Annotated in this window: 16 protein-coding genes; 2 read left to right on the forward strand and 14 right to left on the reverse strand. The window is 67.8% G+C overall.

The window, feature by feature from the left end; genetic code table 11:
• Positions 1-2: 2 nt before the first annotated feature.
• Positions 3-752, reverse strand: a complete 750-nt coding sequence (gene dprE2 / locus GH2_RS20295; RefSeq protein ID WP_084247667.1) for a decaprenylphospho-beta-D-erythro-pentofuranosid-2-ulose 2-reductase — start codon at positions 750-752, stop codon at positions 3-5.
• 98 nt (positions 753-850) lie between these two features.
• Between dprE2 and GH2_RS20300 the strand changes: the two genes are divergently transcribed.
• On the forward strand, positions 851-1,252 hold the full coding sequence (locus GH2_RS20300; RefSeq protein ID WP_066172221.1) for a pyridoxamine 5'-phosphate oxidase family protein: 402 nt from the start codon (positions 851-853) through the stop codon (positions 1,250-1,252).
• A 3-nt stretch (positions 1,253-1,255) separates the two neighbouring features.
• Here GH2_RS20300 and GH2_RS20305 read toward each other — a convergent pair whose 3' ends face one another.
• Complete coding sequence (locus tag GH2_RS20305; RefSeq protein WP_066172223.1) at positions 1,256-2,374, reverse strand: M24 family metallopeptidase; 1,119 nt, start codon at positions 2,372-2,374, stop codon at positions 1,256-1,258.
• Between the two features lie 108 nt (positions 2,375-2,482).
• On the opposite strand from GH2_RS20305, the gene GH2_RS20310 reads away from it, so the two are divergent.
• The gene (locus tag GH2_RS20310; protein WP_174545374.1) at positions 2,483-3,409 is read left to right on the forward strand and encodes a 5'-3' exonuclease; all 927 of its coding nucleotides are present in this window, start codon (positions 2,483-2,485) and stop codon (positions 3,407-3,409) included.
• 88 nt (positions 3,410-3,497) lie between these two features.
• Here the strand turns inward: GH2_RS20310 and GH2_RS20315 are convergent, their stop codons facing one another.
• From GH2_RS20315 to GH2_RS20370, 12 genes are all read right to left on the reverse strand, one after another.
• Positions 3,498-4,541, reverse strand: coding sequence for a DUF4333 domain-containing protein (locus tag GH2_RS20315; RefSeq protein WP_066172229.1), 1,044 nt, complete (start codon positions 4,539-4,541; stop codon positions 3,498-3,500).
• A gap of 64 nt (positions 4,542-4,605) precedes the next feature.
• Positions 4,606-7,362, reverse strand: coding sequence for a DEAD/DEAH box helicase (locus GH2_RS20320; RefSeq protein ID WP_066172231.1), 2,757 nt, complete (start codon positions 7,360-7,362; stop codon positions 4,606-4,608).
• Positions 7,363-7,365: 3 nt separating this feature from the next.
• Positions 7,366-8,301: a twin-arginine translocase subunit TatC gene (tatC, locus tag GH2_RS20325; protein WP_174545375.1), complete on the reverse strand. Its 936-nt coding sequence runs from the start codon at positions 8,299-8,301 to the stop codon at positions 7,366-7,368.
• 87 nt (positions 8,302-8,388) lie between these two features.
• Positions 8,389-8,640: a Sec-independent protein translocase subunit TatA gene (gene tatA, locus GH2_RS20330; protein WP_066172237.1), complete on the reverse strand. Its 252-nt coding sequence runs from the start codon at positions 8,638-8,640 to the stop codon at positions 8,389-8,391.
• A gap of 94 nt (positions 8,641-8,734) precedes the next feature.
• The gene (locus GH2_RS20335; RefSeq protein WP_066172239.1) at positions 8,735-9,700 is read right to left on the reverse strand and encodes a helix-turn-helix transcriptional regulator; all 966 of its coding nucleotides are present in this window, start codon (positions 9,698-9,700) and stop codon (positions 8,735-8,737) included.
• Positions 9,697-10,698 carry a helix-turn-helix transcriptional regulator gene (locus GH2_RS20340; RefSeq protein WP_244885450.1) on the reverse strand — a complete coding sequence of 334 codons (1,002 nt, stop codon included), beginning with the start codon at positions 10,696-10,698 and terminating at the stop codon, positions 9,697-9,699. Before GH2_RS20340 ends, GH2_RS20335 begins: the two co-directional genes overlap by 4 nt.
• A 34-nt stretch (positions 10,699-10,732) precedes the next feature.
• Positions 10,733-12,091 carry a Pup--protein ligase gene (pafA, locus tag GH2_RS20345; protein WP_174545371.1) on the reverse strand — a complete coding sequence of 453 codons (1,359 nt, stop codon included), beginning with the start codon at positions 12,089-12,091 and terminating at the stop codon, positions 10,733-10,735.
• A 5-nt stretch (positions 12,092-12,096) separates the two neighbouring features.
• Positions 12,097-12,834: a proteasome subunit alpha gene (gene prcA / locus GH2_RS20350; protein WP_066172241.1), complete on the reverse strand. Its 738-nt coding sequence runs from the start codon at positions 12,832-12,834 to the stop codon at positions 12,097-12,099.
• Positions 12,831-13,673, reverse strand: coding sequence for a proteasome subunit beta (prcB, locus tag GH2_RS20355; RefSeq protein ID WP_066172244.1), 843 nt, complete (start codon positions 13,671-13,673; stop codon positions 12,831-12,833). The genes prcA and prcB overlap by 4 nt, the downstream gene beginning before the upstream one ends.
• A complete protein-coding gene (locus tag GH2_RS20360) occupies positions 13,670-13,861 on the reverse strand; it encodes a ubiquitin-like protein Pup (protein ID WP_066172247.1) in 192 nt (63 codons plus the stop codon). Before GH2_RS20360 ends, prcB begins: the two co-directional genes overlap by 4 nt.
• A gap of 441 nt (positions 13,862-14,302) precedes the next feature.
• A complete protein-coding gene (gene dop, locus GH2_RS20365; protein WP_066172252.1) occupies positions 14,303-15,805 on the reverse strand; it encodes a depupylase/deamidase Dop in 1,503 nt (500 codons plus the stop codon).
• Between the two features lie 49 nt (positions 15,806-15,854).
• A partial coding sequence (locus GH2_RS20370; RefSeq protein WP_157086175.1) for an ABC transporter permease occupies positions 15,855-16,783 on the reverse strand: 929 nt, incomplete at its 5' end.

The raw sequence follows: 16,783 nt of genomic DNA on the forward strand, positions 1-16,783 counted from the left end.
CGCTACCGCGGCAGGCGGCGCCAGACGGCGCGCGGGAGCAGCCTCATGACGAAGAACAGTGGCCGCAGGACGCCGGGGATCCAGACCTCGCCCTTACCTCGGCGATAGGCCTTGGCGACGGCGTCGGCCACCTCGTCGGCAGTGCTCGAGAACGGCGCGGGGGCGACACCGGAATCCATCAGCTCGCGGGTCATCTCACCGACCACGAAACCGGGACGCGCCAGCAGCAGACGGACACCGGTACCGTGCAGCGCGTCGGCGAGGCCGCTGGCGAAACCGTCGAGGCCCGCCTTGGTGGAGCCGTACACGTAATTGGCGCGGCGGACCCGGACGCCGGCGACCGACGAGAACGCGATGATGGTGCCGCTCCCCTGTCGACGCAGCGCCGTGGCCAGCGGAGTCATCACACTGATCTGCGCGTAGTAGTCGGTGTGGGCGATCTGCAGTGCATGCGCCACGTCCGTCTCCGCGCGGGCGGCGTCGCCGAGAATGCCGAAGGCGATGATCGCCACGTCGATCGAATCGTGCTCGGCGAACAACGACTCGATCAGCGCCGGGTGCGAGGCGACGTCGTCGGCGTCGAACGCGATCTGGTCGACGGCCGTCGCACCGGCCGCCATCAGGATCGCCGACTCGGCGGTCAGGTCGTCGGGTCGACGAGCGGCCAGAACCACGCGATTCCCGTGCGCCAAGCGTGCCGCTGTGGCCACACCGATCTCGCTGCGTCCGCCGAAAAGTACGATGGTTCCCACCGTTCCAGTATCACTGCCCGCCCCTCCCCGCGCGGCAACGGGGCGCAAACCCGTGTCCGCCAGACACCGACCGTCGCGCACGGCGATACCGTGGCGACATGAGCCGATCTGTCGCCGACCTGTCCGACGAAGCCCGCCGCCTGCTGTCCGAGTACCACCTCGCGAGCTTGTCGACGCTGCGCGCCGACGGAACCCCGCACGTGGTCGCCGTCGGATTCACCTTCGACGCCGACGCGGGCATGGCGCGCGTCATCACGTTCGACGGATCGCAGAAGGTGCGCAACGCCGAACGCGGCGGGTACGCGGCGCTCACGCACGTGGACGGACCGCGTTGGCTGACGCTCGAGGGCCGCGTGCACGTTCGACGTGATGCCGAGGCGGTCGCCGACGCCGAACGCCGCTACGCCGAGCGGTACCGGCAGCCGAAGCCGAACCCGCGGCGTGTTGTCATCGAGATGCGGATCGCGCGAGCCCTGGGCTCGGCGGGCATGTTCGGCTGAGCGTCAGCCCGGCAGCACCACGAGGCTGTGGGGCCGGGTGTTCAGCGGTCGGCAGCCGTCGGCGGTCACCACCACGATGTCCTCGATGCGGGCGCCCCAGTCACCGCTGAAATAGACACCGGGCTCCACGCTGAACGCCATGCCCTCGCGGAGCACGTCGCGGTTCCCCGCGACGATGTACGGCTCCTCGTGCACCGACAGGCCGATGCCGTGACCGGTGCGGTGAATGAAGTGCTCGCCCAGGCCCGCGTCGACGAGGATGTCGCGGGCGGCGGCGTCGATGCTCTCCGCCGTCACCCCGGGCCGCACCGCGGCGACCGCCGCCGCCTGCGCGCGTTCCAGAACGGCATAGGCCTCGGCGATGTCGGCGCGCGGCTCGCCGAAGCAGTATGTCCGGGTGGAGTCGGAGTTGTATCCGGGCTGCACCGGTCCCCCGATGTCGATGACGACGATGTCGGCGGCGTCGATGACGCGATCGGACTGCTCGTGATGCGGGTCGGCGCCGTTCGGGCCGGAGCCGACGATGATGAACTCGGCGAGGTCGTGGCCCTCCGCCCGGATCGCGGCGTCGATGTCGGCCGCGACCTGCGCCTCGGTGCGGCCCGGCTTGAGGAACTCACCCATCCGGGCGTGGACGCGATCGATCGCGGCGCCCGCCCTGGCCAACGCCGCCAACTCGGCCTCGTCCTTGATCATCCGCAGTTCCCGCAGCACCGCCGTCGCCAACTGCGGAGCCGCCGACGTGCGCTGCGCGAGCGGAATCAGATGCAGGGCGGGCAGCGCGTCCGACACCGCCAGTTTCGCGTCCGCGCCCAGGCCTGCGAGGGTGAGCGAGTAGGGGTCTTCGCCGTCGACCCAGTCGGCGATCTCGATGCCGAGTTCGGTGATCGCCGATTCGCGCAGTGAGGCCAGTTCCAGCCGTGCCGTCACGACCCGCGCGGGGCCGACGGCTGGAATCACCAGCGCCGTCAAGCGTTCGAACGTCTCCGCCGGCGAGCCGGTGAGATAGCGGAAGTCGGGGCCGGTTCCGACGATGATCGCGTCGAACCCGGCGTCGCGGGTCAGCTCGGCGGCGCGTTCCAAGCGCCGGGCGTACACCTGCGATGCGAATCTAGTGGCCATACGACCAGAGTATGGGACAGTCGATGATGGATTCCCGGTGACCGATCCCCGAGGGAACTGCACCGGCCGTCGGCGGTGTGGAAGGCTGTTCCCATGACCGGATCGGTGATGCTCCTCGATGGAGCGAGTCTGTGGTTTCGTTCGTTCTATGCGCTGCCCGAGAAGATGACGGCGCCGGACGGTCGGCCCGTCAACGCGGTCCGTGGGTTCCTCGACACCATCGCGTCGCTGGTGTCGACGCATCAGCCGACGCGCCTGGTGGTCTGCCTGGACCTCGACTGGCGGCCGGCGTTCCGCACCGACCTGATCCCGTCGTACAAAGCGCACCGCGTCGCCGACAGCGGCGACGGCGCCGAGGAAGTCCCCGACACCCTGACACCGCAGGTCGGCATGATCCTCGATGCGCTGCACTGTGCAGGCATCGCCACCTCGGGCGCCCGGGGCTGTGAGGCCGACGACGTGATCGGCACGCTGGCTTTCCACGAAGCGGTCGACGACGTCCTGGTGGTGAGCGGCGACCGCGACCTGCTCCAGGTGGTCGCCGAGGACCCGGTGCCGGTCCGGGTCCTGTACGTCGGGCGCGGCCTGGCGAAGGCGGAGTTGATGGGTCCCGCGGAGGTGGCGGCGAAGTACGGCGTACCGGTGGAGCGTGCGGGCGTGGCCTATGCGGAGATGTCGATTCTGCGGGGCGATCCGTCCGACGGATTGCCCGGTGTGCCGGGCATCGGCGAGAAGACAGCCGCCAAGCTGTTGACGCAGTTCGCCAGCCTCGACGCGCTCGAAGCCGCCGCATACGACGAGTCGACCGCGGTGCCCACTCGTGCCCGGAACTCGATTCAGAACTCGAAGGACTACCTGTCCGCAGCCCGGACCGTCGTCGCCGTCCGCACGGATGCCGACACCATCGACAGCACCGACTCGGACGTCCTGCCGTCGGCGCCTGCCGATCCCGCGGGGCTCGACGCTCTCGTCACCGAACTCGGGATCGACGCCAGCGTGGGACGCCTCGGGGCCGCGCTGGGCTGGAACAGCTGACTCGGCGACGCGGGAACGGCCTCGAACGCCGATCGGCCGACCTGACGGGTCGGCCGATCGGTGAGGTGCGGGTCAGGTGAGGTGCGGGTCAGTTGGTGGGCCGCGAGACCTCGTACGTTCCGTCCTTGTCCTTGATGGTGACGGTGACGTGCTTGCTCTCGCCGTTGACCTTCAGTGAGCAGGTGAACGTGGCACCCACCTCTACCTTCTGGCCGCTCGGGCACTCAACGTCCTTGACGTCGTCGGCCTTGTAGCTGTACCCCTCGTCGACGTTCGCGCTCGTCAGCACCTTGGTCACGCCGTCTTCGACGGCCTGCTGGTTCAGGTTCTTGCCTACCCAGCCCGGAAGCCAGAACGCGGTGATCGCGACGATCGCCGCGATGACGATCAGCACGCCCGCACCGACGCCGACCAGCAGCCCCGTCTTCTTCTTTTTCGTCGGCTGCGGGGCGTACGGGTTCAACGTGGGGTCGGCACCGGGCTGACCGGCGGGCGGCTGCTGCCCGTAGGTGGACTGGCCGGGCTGGCCATACTGCGGTTGGCCGTAGGGCGCTTGTCCATACTGGGGTTGCCCGTACTGGGGTTGCCCGTATTGGGGCTGTGCCTGGCCCGGTTGAGGCTGGCCTGGTTGTGGCGGCTGGGCGAACGCGGACTGGTCGTACTGCGCCTGCCCGTACTGCGCCTGCCCGTACTGGGCTTGTCCGTACTGTCCCTGTTCGTATGGGGCCTGCCCGTACTGGGGTTGCGCACCGGCAGGTGGTGTGAACTGTCCGGACCGGCCGCCGTACTGCTGCTGGGGCTGGGTGAAGCCCGACGGCGTCTGCTGTCCGGGTGCGCCCATCTGCTCGGTGGGACCGGCATGGCCGACCGGTTCTGTGGCACCGCCGAACTGCTGCGTCGGAGAGGCCGGAGGCTGCGCCTGCTGCTGCCAGGGACTCGGCGCGGCATCGGGCTGCGAGGGTGCTGGCTCCGAGGGCGCGGACTGGCCGATCTGCGTCGCCGCGGCGGCCGGGTCACCCGCCTGATCGGACGGACCTGCGGCGGGCGTCTGCGACAGATCCGGACGCTGCACCACCGTCGTCTCGTCGTTGTCCGGAACCTCCGGACCAGTGGGCTCGTTCCCGTTCGTCATATCGCGCCTTCCTCCTCAAGAAATGCCCCGTCAGCGCTGGCTGATGACACGGTACCGCAGAGAGTCAGTCCAATTCGGACGCCACGACACCGCGTCGAACGCCCTTGACAGCGCGCCGGGCGGCGGTGGCGAGCGGCGCATCCGGGTCGACGCTGCCGCGCACCTGTTCCAGCAAGTCGATGACCTGGCGATTCCAGCGCACGAAGTCTCCCGGGGACAGCAGCTGGCCGCGTTCGGAGGCCGCAACGAGGGCTTCCCGCAGCGAGCGACCCGACGCCCACGCCCCGATCGCGACGCAGAAGCCGGTATCGGGTTCGCGTGTTTGAACGACTCCGTGACGCTCCTGAATCTCGTTGGTGGCCTCCCAGACCGCCACGGTCTCGACGAGTGCATCGCGCAGCGCTGGATTGCCGGGCATCGAGTCGACGCCGCCCGCGTAGGAGTCGCGGCGGGATTCGTACACCATCGTCGAGACCACGGCGGCGAGGTCCGGCGGGGAGAGTCGGTCCCAGATCCCGGCCCGGATGCACTCGGCCACGAGCAGGTCGCTCTCGGAGTAGATCCGTCGCAGCACCGTGCCCGTCGGGGTCACCACCAGCTCGCCCGACTCGTCGGTCTCCAGATACGACAGTTCGGTGAGCACGCCGGTGATCGCGTCGAACTCGGTCTCCAGCGCCGAGGTGCGCTCATCGACGGCCCGCTCCAGACTCCGGATGTCGCGGAGCAGCCGATGACGGCGTTCGGCGAGACGGTGCAGATCGTCGATCCCCGCCAGCTTGTGCACCGGATGCTTGCGCAGCCGATTGCGCAGTTCCAGCAGTCGTCGGTCCGTCGCGCTGGTCTGCTTCTTCTTGGTGTTGCGACCGCGGGGTCGTTCGATGCCGCTGGATCGCAGCATGCCGACGATCTCGCGGCGTCCGTGCGCGCTGCGCCGGTTCGCGGATTTCGGGATCCGCAGATGCCCGAGCACCTCGGGCGGATTCACGAAGTCGCGGACCCCCACGCGTCCGGTCCAGCCGTCCTCGCACAGCACCAGCGGACGCGGATCCAGGTCGATCGTCGCGGCCTGCAGGACGACGGCGAGACCGCGATGCCGCCCGGTGTTCAGTCCGATCACGTGCCCCGGCTTCAGCGCGAGCAGATCCTCGGAAACCGCTTCGGTGGCCTGCATGCGGCGATGGAACTTCGCGGACCGCTCCTGCTGTTTGATGTCGTCGCGCAGGGTCACGTACTCCAGGACGGCGTCCGGTGCGAGACCTCTTCGCTCGGTCGCGTGCTCCAGTTCGCCATTGACCTTCCGGAGCGTCGTCCGCGCGTGGTCGAGCTGTCGTGCCTGCCCCACCACCGATCGGTCGGTCTGGAACTGGGCGAACGACCGGCGCAACAGCTCGCGGGATCCCTCGACGCCCAAGCGGTCGATCAGGTTCATCGCCATGTTGTACTCGGGCGAGAACGAACTGCGCAGCGGGAAGGTCCGAGCGCCGGCGAGACCTGCGACGCGGTCGGGCACCACCTCGGGGGTCCACACCACCACGGCGTGGCCTTCGACGTCGATGCCGCGGCGGCCTGCGCGCCCGGTCAACTGGGTGTACTCCCCCGGCGTCAGGTCAACGTGCGCCTCGCCGTTGTACTTCACCAGCCGTTCCAACACCACGCTGCGGGCAGGCATGTTGATACCGAGTGCGAGCGTTTCGGTAGCGAAGACCACCTTCACCAGCCCGGCGACGAACAACTCCTCGACCGCCTGCCGGAACATCGGCAGCAGTCCCGCGTGATGCGCGGCGAATCCACGACGCAGACCGGCCCGCCAGTCGTCGACCCCGAGGACGTCGGCGTCGCCGGGCGAGAGCTCGGTCAGGTGCCGCTCGACGATCTCGTCGACCGCCGCCGCCTCGTGCGCTTCCAGCAGGTTCAGGTCTGAACGCAGGCACTGGACGAGTGCGCCGTCGCACCCCTTGCGGGAGAAGATGAAGGTGATCGCAGGCAGCAGACCGTTCTCGTCGAGGAGGCGGATCATATTCGGCCGGGATATCCCGGTACCGCCGCGCCTGCGCTCACGCGCCATCCGCTCGCGGTAGTTGCCGACGGCGTCGTCGGACAGCAGTCGGTGCTTGATGTGTCGGGTGAGCTCCGGGTTCACCTGCTTGGGGTGCTTGTGATCGAAGAGCCCGAACATCCGCTTGCCCACCAGCATGTGCTGGTGGAGCGGCACCGGACGGTGTTCGTCGACGATGACGGCGGTGTCGCCGCGCACGGCGGTGATCCAGTCGCCGAACTCCTCCGCATTGCTGACGGTCGCCGAGAGACTGGCGACGCGGACCGCCGGATCGAGACCGAGAATCACCTCTTCCCACACCGCGCCGCGGAAACGATCGGCCAGGAAGTGCACCTCGTCCATCACCACATGGGAGAGTTCGCGCAACGCCGACGAGTCCGCGTACAGCATATTGCGGAGCACCTCGGTGGTCATCACGACGACCGGTGCCGACGAGTTAATCGAGTTGTCGCCGGTCAGGAGGCCGACGTTCTCAGAGCCGTGCACCTCGACCAGATCGTGGAACTTCTGATTGCTGAGCGCCTTGATCGGCGTCGTGTAGAAGCACTTGGTTCCGTGCGCGAGGGCCAGGTGCACCGCGAACTCGCCGACGATCGTCTTGCCCGCTCCGGTCGGCGCACAGACCAGGACGCTCTGTCCTTCTTCGAGTGCGCGGCAGGCGCGCTGCTGAAACGGGTCGAGTGCGAAGCCGATCCGGTCGCTGAACGCGGTGAGTTGCGGCCCGGTTCGCAGTGCTTCGTCCGTGGGTGAGTCGTCGATGGTCATCCCCTACAGGATGTCATCGAATGCGGCGTCGGACCGAATGGATTTGCGTTCAGCGGTAGCGCCCAGCGGTTGTGCGCGTTCGATCGGCGCCGCCCGGCCGACGCCGCTGCCCTCACCGACGTCGCCGGAGCCGGTCAGCGGCGACGCTTGATCGTCCGGCAGTTCCAGCCAATCGGGGTTCTTCTTGGCCTTGCGCTTGTCGTGGACGCGCGAGATCTGGATGGCGAACTCCAGCAACACCGTCAAGGCGAGTGCGAGGGCCAGCATGGTGAACGGGTCCTGCCCCGGCGTCACGATCGCAGCGAACACGAACATCACGAAGATGAGGCCGCGCCGCCACTTCTTCAGTCGGGCGTAGGTCAAGACGCCGACCATGTTCAGTGCGATGATCAGCAGCGGCAGCTCGAAGCTGATTCCGAACAGGATGAGGACGTGCAGCAGGAACCCGAAGTACTGGTCACCGGTCAGCGCGGTCACCTGGACGTCGTTGCCGACGGTCAGCAGGAACTCGAAGGCCTTGGCGATGACGAGGTACGCGAGGACGGCGCCGGCGACGAACAGGACGCTGGCCGCAGCCACGAACGAGGTCGCATAACGGCGTTCGTTCTTGTGGAGGCCGGGGGTGATGAACCGCCAGATCTGCAACAGCCAGACGGGACACGCGAGCACGACGCCCGCGGTCAGCGCCACCTGGAGTCGCAGCATGAACTGGTCGAACGGCCCGGTCGCCAGCAGTCGGCACTCGCCGTCGGCGGTCAGTGTCGCTCGCGTGTCCGCGGGCAGATCACAGTAGGGCTGACGGAGCAGTTCGCCGAGAGACTCGATCCGCCAGACGCCGTAGCTGTACCAGAAGAAGCCGATGACGGTCGTGACGGCGATCGCGAGGAAGGCGATCACGAGCCGGTTCCGAAGCTCGTAAAGATGCTCGGCCAACGGCATCGAGCCGTCCGGATTGACCTTGCTGCGCCGCTGACGCGGGTCGAATCGGCCGAGGGAGAGTCGCTTGCGCACCCGGGTCGTGGGCGGCTACGCCGACTTCTTGTCCGGCGGGGTGACCGGATTCGGCGATGCGATCGGCTCGTCGGGCGCGGACAGCTCGCGGGCGGCCTCGCCGGACTCGGTCTTGGAGCCGTCATTCTGCATCTCCTGGATCTCCGACTTGAAGATCCGCATCGATCGACCCAGGCCACGCGCCGCAGCGGGGAGCTTCGCCGAGCCGAACAGCAGCACCAGCACCAGCAGGACAATTGCCCAGTGCCACGGCGACATCGCACCCATAATTCAAACCCTTCACACGATGAAAAACTGTCAGTCTATCGACGTCTACTCTACCGAACCGCATGACTGATCGACATGTGCCGAAGCAGCGTCCTCAGGCAGAGTACCGATCACGCGCCGAACGCGCTGAGTGAGCGATCAGCTCGCCGACGCCGTCGACGGTGCTGAGCAGCCGCACCCGTCCGCCGAAGCCGAGCAGGAAGCGAGCGAGCCACTGCGGCGACCCGTACCGCAGCGTCGCGGTGATCGGGCCGGTCGGTTCGTCGGTGAGCTCCTCGTCGGGCTCGGCGGCGTAGTACTCCAGGAGCCAGATCGAATCGGGATCGATCTCGATGTGCGCAGCGGGCAGCTCACCGGTCAGCACGCCGAAATCGACCGCCTCGACCGGAACCGTGGCGTCGGCCGGCGGTACGGACGGCTCGTCGAGGACCGCCGCTGCCTCGACGCGGTCGAAGCGGAACAGCCGCGTGCCCTCCGACGATCGGCACCACGCCTCCAGATAGGTGTGCCCGTCGACCGCCTTGATGCGGATCGGGTCGACGACGCGATCGGTGACCTCGTCACGGCTTGCGGTGTAGTACTTCATCCGCAGGGCGCGCCGGGACTCCACCGCTTCGCGGATCAGCCGATCGGCGGGGCTGGTCCGGTCGTCGGCATCAGCACCGGTGGTCACCGCACGGTAGGTGGCGCCCATCGCCTCCTCGATCTTCGCGATCGTGCTGCGGACGGCGCCGGCGTCGGCCGACCCGCGGGTCTGCAGCACCATGTTCAGCGCCATCAGCAGGATGCCCGCCTCCGAGCCGGTCAGGCGCAGTGGTCGATCCGTGCCTGCGGCGTACTGCACGCTGACGTAGCCGTCCCAGAACTGGATGTCGATCAGGTGCTCGGGGCCGTACCCCGGCAGTCCGCAGACGATCAGCTGGTTCAGGTCGGCGGTGAGGGTCTTCTCGTTGACCCCGAGGTCCTTCGCCGCTTCGGCGAGTTTGATGCCCGGCCGCGCTTCGAAGTACGGCACCATCGCCAGCAGGCGAGACAGGCGGGACGGCGCTGCGCTGGTCATGCGATCTCCCCCAGGGCGATGAGTCGGTCGAGGCCCGCGATCACATCGTCACGCAGCTCCTCCGGTTCCAGCACCACGGCGTCGGCACCGGCGCCCAGCACCAGTCGGCGCAGCCCCGACCGCGACCGAATCGCGATCGTCAGCAGGTCGCCGTCCTCGGCTGTTGCTTCGAGCTGATGCGGTGTGACCGACGTGGCGATGCGACGCAGGCCGTGCGCCCGTCCGGCGGCCACCCAGATTCGCGCGGTCGCGTTCGGATCGGCGTCCGCCTCGGTGACCGCACGCGCCACCGCGTCTTGGACCACACGGCGCACGTCGACGTCGGCGGGGACGGAGACCGTCCCGGCGTCGTCGAACGCCTTCACGTCGACGATCCGCGAGATCCGGAAGGTGCGGATCGCAGTGCGGTCGCGGTCGTGGCCGGTCACGTACCAGCGGCCGGTGTCCGCGACGATCCCCCAGGGCTCCAGCGTCCGCGTCTTGCGTCCACGCGTGGTCCGGTGTGTGAAGGTCACCGGGCGGCCGGCATCGATCGCGGACAGCAGCGCGGTGATGGTGCGCTCATCGCCGACCGAGCGCCGGGAGCCGCCGTGGGTCACACCGATCTCGTCCTCGGACGCGACATCGATTCCGGCGGCCTGCAGTTTCAGCACCGCCGTCTGGAAGACCGCGGCCACCGACGGCTCGTGCCAGACCGCGGCGGCCGCCGCAACGGCCGCCGCCTCCCCGCGATCGAGGGTGATGTCCGGCAGCGCGTACTGCTCGGGGTCGATCCGGTAGCCCTCCGAGCCGTCGCCGTTCTTCCCGGTCTCGATCGGAATGCCCATCTCCCGCAGATCGGCCTTGTCCCGCTCCAGCATCCGCTTGAACGAGTCCTCGGACTGGTCGGCATCGGTGTACCCGACCACGTTTCGGCGCAGATAGGTGGCGGTCACATACTGTTTGGTCGACATGAGGCAGACGACGAGGTTGACGATCCGCTCGCTCTTCGAAGTCACGACACCCACTGTAAGTGGTGTCGTGTCGCAAACCTCAGAGGGACGCGATCAACCTTTCGACGCGTTCGTCCACATTGCGGAACGGATCCTTGCAGAGCACGTTCCGCTGCGCTTGATCGTTGACCTTCAAGTGCACCCAGTCAACGGTGAAATCGCGATTCGCCTGCTGTGCCGCCGAGATGAACTCGCCGCGGAGCTTGGCGCGTGTGGTCTGCGGCGGGACCGAGGTGGCTTCGTCGATCTCCTCGTCGGTGGTCACCCGAGCCGCCAAGCCCTTGCGAGCCAGCAGGTCGAACACCCCGCGCCCGCGACGGATGTCGTGATAAGCGAGGTCGAGCTGCGCGATCTTCGGCGCGGTCAGATCCCAGGAGTAGCGGTCCTGGTAGCGCTGCAGGAGTTTGCGTTTGATGACCCAGTCGATCTCGGTGTCCACGCCGCTGAAGTCGTCGCTTTCCACGGCGTCCAGGACGCGGCCCCACAGGTCGACGACGCGATCCATGGTCTCGTCGGGGGACCTGGTCTCCAGATGCTTGACGGCGCGGGCCTGGTATTCGCGCTGCACGGCGAGCGCCGTCGTGGTGCGTCCGCCCGCGAGACGGATCTCCCGACGACCCGACGGGTCGTGGCTGATGTCCCGGATGGCGCGGATCGGGTTGTCCAGTGCGAAGTCGTGGAACGAGATGCCCGACTCGATCATCTCCAGCACCAGCAGTGCCGATCCGACCTTCAGCATCGTCGTCGTCTCGGACATGTTGGAGTCGCCGACGATCACGTGCAGGCGACGGTACTTCTCCGCGTCCGCATGCGGCTCGTCGCGCGTGTTGATGATCGGCCGCGAGCGAGTGGTCGCCGAGGAGACGCCCTCCCAGATGTGGTCGGCCCGCTGCGACAGGCAGAACTTAGCCTCATGTCCGACGGTGAGGACCTTTCCCGCCCCGCAGATGAGCTGGCGGGTCACCAGGAACGGCAACAGGACGTCGGACACGCGACCGAATTCGCCGACGCGACTCACCAGGTAGTTCTCATGGCATCCGTACGAGTTGCCCGCCGAGTCGGTGTTGTTCTTGAACAGGTAGATGTCGCCGCCGATGCCTTCGGCGACCAGCCGCTCCTCGGCGTCGATGAGCAGTTCCTCGAGGATGCGCTCGCCCGCGCGATCGTGCGTGATGAGCTGGCGGACCGAATCGCACTCGGCGGTCGCGTACTCGGGGTGCGAACCGACGTCCAGGTACAGCCGGGCGCCGTTGGTGAGGAACACGTTCGACGACCGTCCCCACGCGACGACCCGGCGGAACAGGTAGCGGGCCACCTCGTCGGGGCTGAGTCGACGCTGCCCCTCGAAAGTGCAGGTGACACCGAACTCGGTCTCGATGCCCATGATGCGGCGTTCCACTGCGGTCACTCCTCTTCGAGGTAGCTGGTGACGTCGTCGCGTCGGATGCGCTTGAAGGCACGACGCGGACGGTTGCGGTCGAGGACGGCCACTTCGACGTCGGCCGCGGTCAGTTCGGTCGCAGTCACCTCCTTGTCGGCGGCGGCACGGTCGCCGCTCGTCGACTCGGCGGGCGCGGACAGTGCGCGCACCGCCACGCGCAGCGCACCGCTGAGCGGCAGCCCGCTCTCGTACGACTCCTTCATCGCGGCGTTGATCGGCTCCGTGGCGCCGCCCATCACGATGAACGACTTCTCGTCGACGATCGAGCCGTCGTAGCCGATGCGGTAGAGCTGGGAGGCGGTGGTGCGCCCGGGCTGGGCCACCTCTCCCACGCACAGTTCCACCTCGTACGGCTTCGCCTGTTCGGTGAACACCGCACCGAGCGTGTTGGCGTAGGCGCTGGCCAGCGACAGTCCGGTCACATCGGCGCGGTCGTAGCTGTAACCGCGAAGGTCGCACATCTGGATGCCCGCACGGCGCAGACTCTCGAACTCGTTGTACTTGCCGACGGCGGCGAACCCGAGGCGGTCGTAGATCTCACTGACCTTGCGCAAGGTGTTCGACGGATTGTGGGCCACGAACAGGACGCCGTCGGCGTAGGTGAGTGCGACGACGGACCGACCGCGAGCGATGCCCTTGCGGGCGAGCTCCGAGCGATCGCGCATGATCTGCTCGGCGCTGGCGTAATACGGAAAGGTCATGCCTGCTCCCCCGTCGCGTCGGCCGTCGCGGCAGCGCGACGACGATCGATGACCGCCTCGGCGGCGTCGGCGATCTCCTCTTCGGCGACGGTCACCGCGCCGTCGACGCCGACCCGCACCGCGGTCGGGAAGATCCGGCGGACCAGATCGGGACCGCCGGTCGCCGAATCGTCGTCGGCGGCGTCGTACAGCGCCTCGACGGCGACGCTCAACGCCTCGCTCGCCGACAAGGAAGCGCGGTAGAGCTTCTTGATGGACGACTTCGCGAAGACCGAGCCCGAGCCGATGGCCTCGTAGCCCGCGGTCTCCTCGTGGCGCGAACCCGCGACGTCGAAGGAGAAGATCCGTCCGCGGTCGCCCGGCTCGCCCTCGGCGTCGAAACCGACCAGCAGCGGGATCGCCGCGAGTCCCTGCATGGCAGCGCCGAGATTGCTGCGGACCATGGAGGCCAGGCGCGCCACCTTGCCGTCGAGGGTCAACGGGACGCCCTCGATCTTCTCGTAGTGCTCCAGTTCAACGGTGAACAGACGCACCATCTCGACGGCGATTCCCGCGGTGCCTGCGATGCCCGCCGCCGAGTATTCGTCGGTGACGTACACCTTCTGGACGTCGCGCGTCGCGATGAGATTGCCCATCGTCGCTCGTCTGTCGCCCGCGAGGATCACGCCGCCCGGATAGCTGATCGCGACGATGGTGGTCCCGTGCGGGATCTGGTCAGCGTTCACCGTGGTGCCGGACCCGATCAGCGCATGCGGCAGTCGTTCCGGTGCGTGGACACGGAGGTACTCGGTGAACGACGAGATGCCGCCCGATCCCGCCTCGCCGGGCACCGGGGTCACTGGCCGCCCTTCTGAACGTAGGCGCGGACGAAGTCCTCGGCGTTCTCTTCCAACACGTCGTCGATCTCGTCGAGGAGGTCGTCGGTCTCGCCGGTGAGCTTCTCACGCCGTTCTTGACCGGCTGCGCCGCCGCCGACCGCATCGTCGTCGTCGCTGCCGCCACCGCGCTTGGTCTGCTCCTGCGCCATGTTCCGCCTCCTGTGAAGAGAGTGTGTCCCTCAACCCTACCGTCGCAATCACGGCGGCGAGCGGATCGGTCGATTCAGCGTGTGGATCAGCGATTCTGGTCCGCCGTGCGTCGGGTTCTGTTACGAGTCGTGCTGGTGCGCAACAGGTCCGACTCCGTAGTACCCGGCGCGAGGCCACTAAGAACTGCTTGCTCAGCACCCTCCGATGGCAATGTTCCGTCGGAAGCGCCTGAGCGGGCAGTTCTCAGCTGGATGAGGCTTCCGCGACGACCATCGCTTCCCGCCACGAAGGCGGCTGCTCACGATCGGTGGGAACACTACCGAGATCACCACACGATGACAGTGCAACGCCTTGATGCCGACGGAGCTCACGACGGTCTCGATAACTGCGTGCTCGCTCCGCTCGCAGGCAGCACTCGACCAGCTTGGGGACGCCGGTCACTAGGACGTGAGTCGATCGACCAGCTCGGACGCCGACTGGGCGGTTTCCAACAGCTCGCCGACGTGCGCCCGCGTCCCCCGCAGCGGTTCGAGCATCGGGATGCGGACCAGGGAGTCGCCGCCGAGATCGAAGATCACCGAATCCCAGCTGGCAGCCGCCACGTCCGCGCCGAACCGGCGCAGCGCCTCACCGCGGAAGTAGGCGCGGGTGCTGACCGGTGGATTCTCGACGGCCGACATCACCTGTTCCTCGGTCGTCATCCGCTGCATCGAGCCGCGCGCGACGAGTCGGTTGTACAGCCCCTTGTCGAGCCGGACGTCCGAGTACTGCAGATCGATCAGGTGCAGACGAGACGCCGCCCAGGAGAGGCCTTCACGATTGCGGAAGCCCTCCAGGATCCGGAGCTTGGCCGGCCAGTCCAACAGATCCGCGCATTCCATGGGATCGCGTTCGAGTTTGTCGAGTACGTCGGCCCAGGTCGCGAGCACGTGCGCGGCGCGCTCGTCGTCGCGGTGCTGGGCGTCGTGGAGTTGTTGCGCACGATCGAGGTACTCACGTTGGAGCGCCAGGCCGGTGAGCTCACGACCGTTTTCCAGGGCAACGGTCGCGCGCAGCGTGGGATCGTGACTGATGGTGTGGACTGCTTCGACCGGACGTGCCAGCGCCAGATCGGAGAGGTCGACGCCCGCCTCGATCAGGTCGAGCACGAGCGCAGTGGTGCCGAGTTTCAGATAGGTCGCGGTCTCGGCGAGGTTCGCGTCACCGATGATCACGTGCAGACGGCGGTACTTCTCGGGGTCGGCGTGCGGCTCGTCGCGAGTATTGATCAACCCGCGCTTGAGGGTGGTCTCGAGACCCACCTCCACCTCGATGTAGTCGGCGCGCTGCGAGAGCTGGTAGCCGGACTCCTCGCCGTGCTGCCCGATCCCGACGCGTCCGGACCCGCAGATCACCTGACGGGACGCGAAGAACGGCATGAGGCCGGTGATGATCGAGTCGAACGGCGTGTCGCGGCGCATCAGATAGTTCTCATGCGTGCCGTACGACGCGCCCTTGCCGTCGATGTTGTTCTTGTACAGCTGCAGCTTCGGCGCACCCGGGACGCTTGCGACGTAGCGCGCGGCCTCCTCCATCACCCGCTCACCCGCCTTGTCCCAGACCACGGCGTCGAACGGGTCGGTGACCTCGGGTGCCGAGTACTCGGGATGCGCATGGTCGACGTACAGCCGCGCGCCGTTGGTGAGGATCATGTTCGCGGCGCCGATCTCGTCGGCGTCGATGATCGGGGCCGGGCCGCCGCTGCGACCGAGGTCGAATCCGCGTGCGTCGCGCATCGGCGACTCGACCTCGTAGTCCCACCGGGTGCGGCGGTCGCGACGCGGGACCTTGGCGGCCGCGGCGTACGCGAGGACTGCTTGGGTCGAGGTCAGGATCGGGTTGGCGGACGGGTCTCCCGGTGCCGAGATGCCGTACTCGACTTCGGTTCCGATGATGCGCTCCATGCCCCCAGCCTAGGGTGCGTCTCGGGTGTGCTGCGCGGCGGACGCCGGCTCAGCGCTTGCGCAGTCGCAGCCTGGAGAAGATGAAGACCGTCAGTACCAGTGCGATCGCGGCGAGCGCTGCATAACTGATGACGGCGTGCACGAGTGACGGGTCCCACAGCGGGTACATCATGGACTCGCCCTCTTCGACCTTGACCTGCGGCACTTGGTCGGCGATCCAGGGGATGTTGACCGCCTGGGCGGCGTTGGTGTAGCCCCAGTACGTCGGAAACAGCCAGGTGATCGGCTCGACGAACGGCGAACTGATCGCGAACAGGCCGCCGGAGAGCACCAACTGAACCATCACCACGATCACCAGCGGCGGCATCGTCTGCTCGGTCGAGCGCACCGCGGCCGAGATGGCCAGGCCCACCAGCACGCTGACGCAGGCGAGTGCGGCGACGGCGATGAGGAGTGTGACGGCGGGCGGAATCGGCGGCGCCGTGTCGCCGGTCCGGACCACGTCGTCGGTCGACGGCATGGCCCGCAGTCCGTAGGTGATGGCGAACATGATGCCCACCTGGACGATCGTGATCAGCGAGAAGACGACGATCTTGGCGGTGAGGTAGGCGCCGGGGCGCAGGCCCACGGCGCGTTCGCGTTCGAAGATGCCGCGTTCGCCGACCAGGTCGCGGACGGCGAGGGCGGTGCCCATGAAGGCGGCGCCGATCACCAGCACCGTCAGAATCTGCAACGCCTCCCCCGGATCCTTGGGTGGGACGTAGTTGTTCGTCGGGAGGAGTTCGGCGCGGCTGAATCCCTTGTCGCCAGGGATCACCAGCGTCAACAGGCCGAGGACCACCGGCATCAGCAGCAGGACAACCAGGTAACCGGTGTCGGACCAGACGAGTCGGAACTGTCTGCGGACGACCGTGCTGGTCTGCCGCAGGAGTCCCATCTTGGGCGGCGACGTCGCGGGTGTGTTCGACGGTGCGGCCC

Origin of the sequence: Gordonia hydrophobica NBRC 16057, from assembly GCF_001592365.1 — a bacterium.
Taxonomy (GTDB): domain Bacteria; phylum Actinomycetota; class Actinomycetes; order Mycobacteriales; family Mycobacteriaceae; genus Gordonia; species Gordonia hydrophobica.

Coding starts and splice junctions, on each gene's coding strand:
- GH2_RS20300 (WP_066172221.1), top strand. CDS start 851: ATGAGCCGATCTGTCGCCGACCTGTCCGACGAAGCCCGCCGCCTGCTG.
- GH2_RS20305 (WP_066172223.1), bottom strand. CDS start 2,374: ATGGCCACTAGATTCGCATCGCAGGTGTACGCCCGGCGCTTGGAACGC.
- GH2_RS20310 (WP_174545374.1), top strand. CDS start 2,483: ATGCTCCTCGATGGAGCGAGTCTGTGGTTTCGTTCGTTCTATGCGCTG.
- GH2_RS20315 (WP_066172229.1), bottom strand. CDS start 4,541: ATGACGAACGGGAACGAGCCCACTGGTCCGGAGGTTCCGGACAACGAC.
- GH2_RS20320 (WP_066172231.1), bottom strand. CDS start 7,362: ATGACCATCGACGACTCACCCACGGACGAAGCACTGCGAACCGGGCCG.
- tatC (WP_174545375.1), bottom strand. CDS start 8,301: ATGCCGTTGGCCGAGCATCTTTACGAGCTTCGGAACCGGCTCGTGATC.
- tatA (WP_066172237.1), bottom strand. CDS start 8,640: ATGGGTGCGATGTCGCCGTGGCACTGGGCAATTGTCCTGCTGGTGCTG.
- GH2_RS20335 (WP_066172239.1), bottom strand. CDS start 9,700: ATGACCAGCGCAGCGCCGTCCCGCCTGTCTCGCCTGCTGGCGATGGTG.
- prcA (WP_066172241.1), bottom strand. CDS start 12,834: ATGACCTTTCCGTATTACGCCAGCGCCGAGCAGATCATGCGCGATCGC.
- GH2_RS20360 (WP_066172247.1), bottom strand. CDS start 13,861: ATGGCGCAGGAGCAGACCAAGCGCGGTGGCGGCAGCGACGACGACGAT.
- dop (WP_066172252.1), bottom strand. CDS start 15,805: ATGGAGCGCATCATCGGAACCGAAGTCGAGTACGGCATCTCGGCACCG.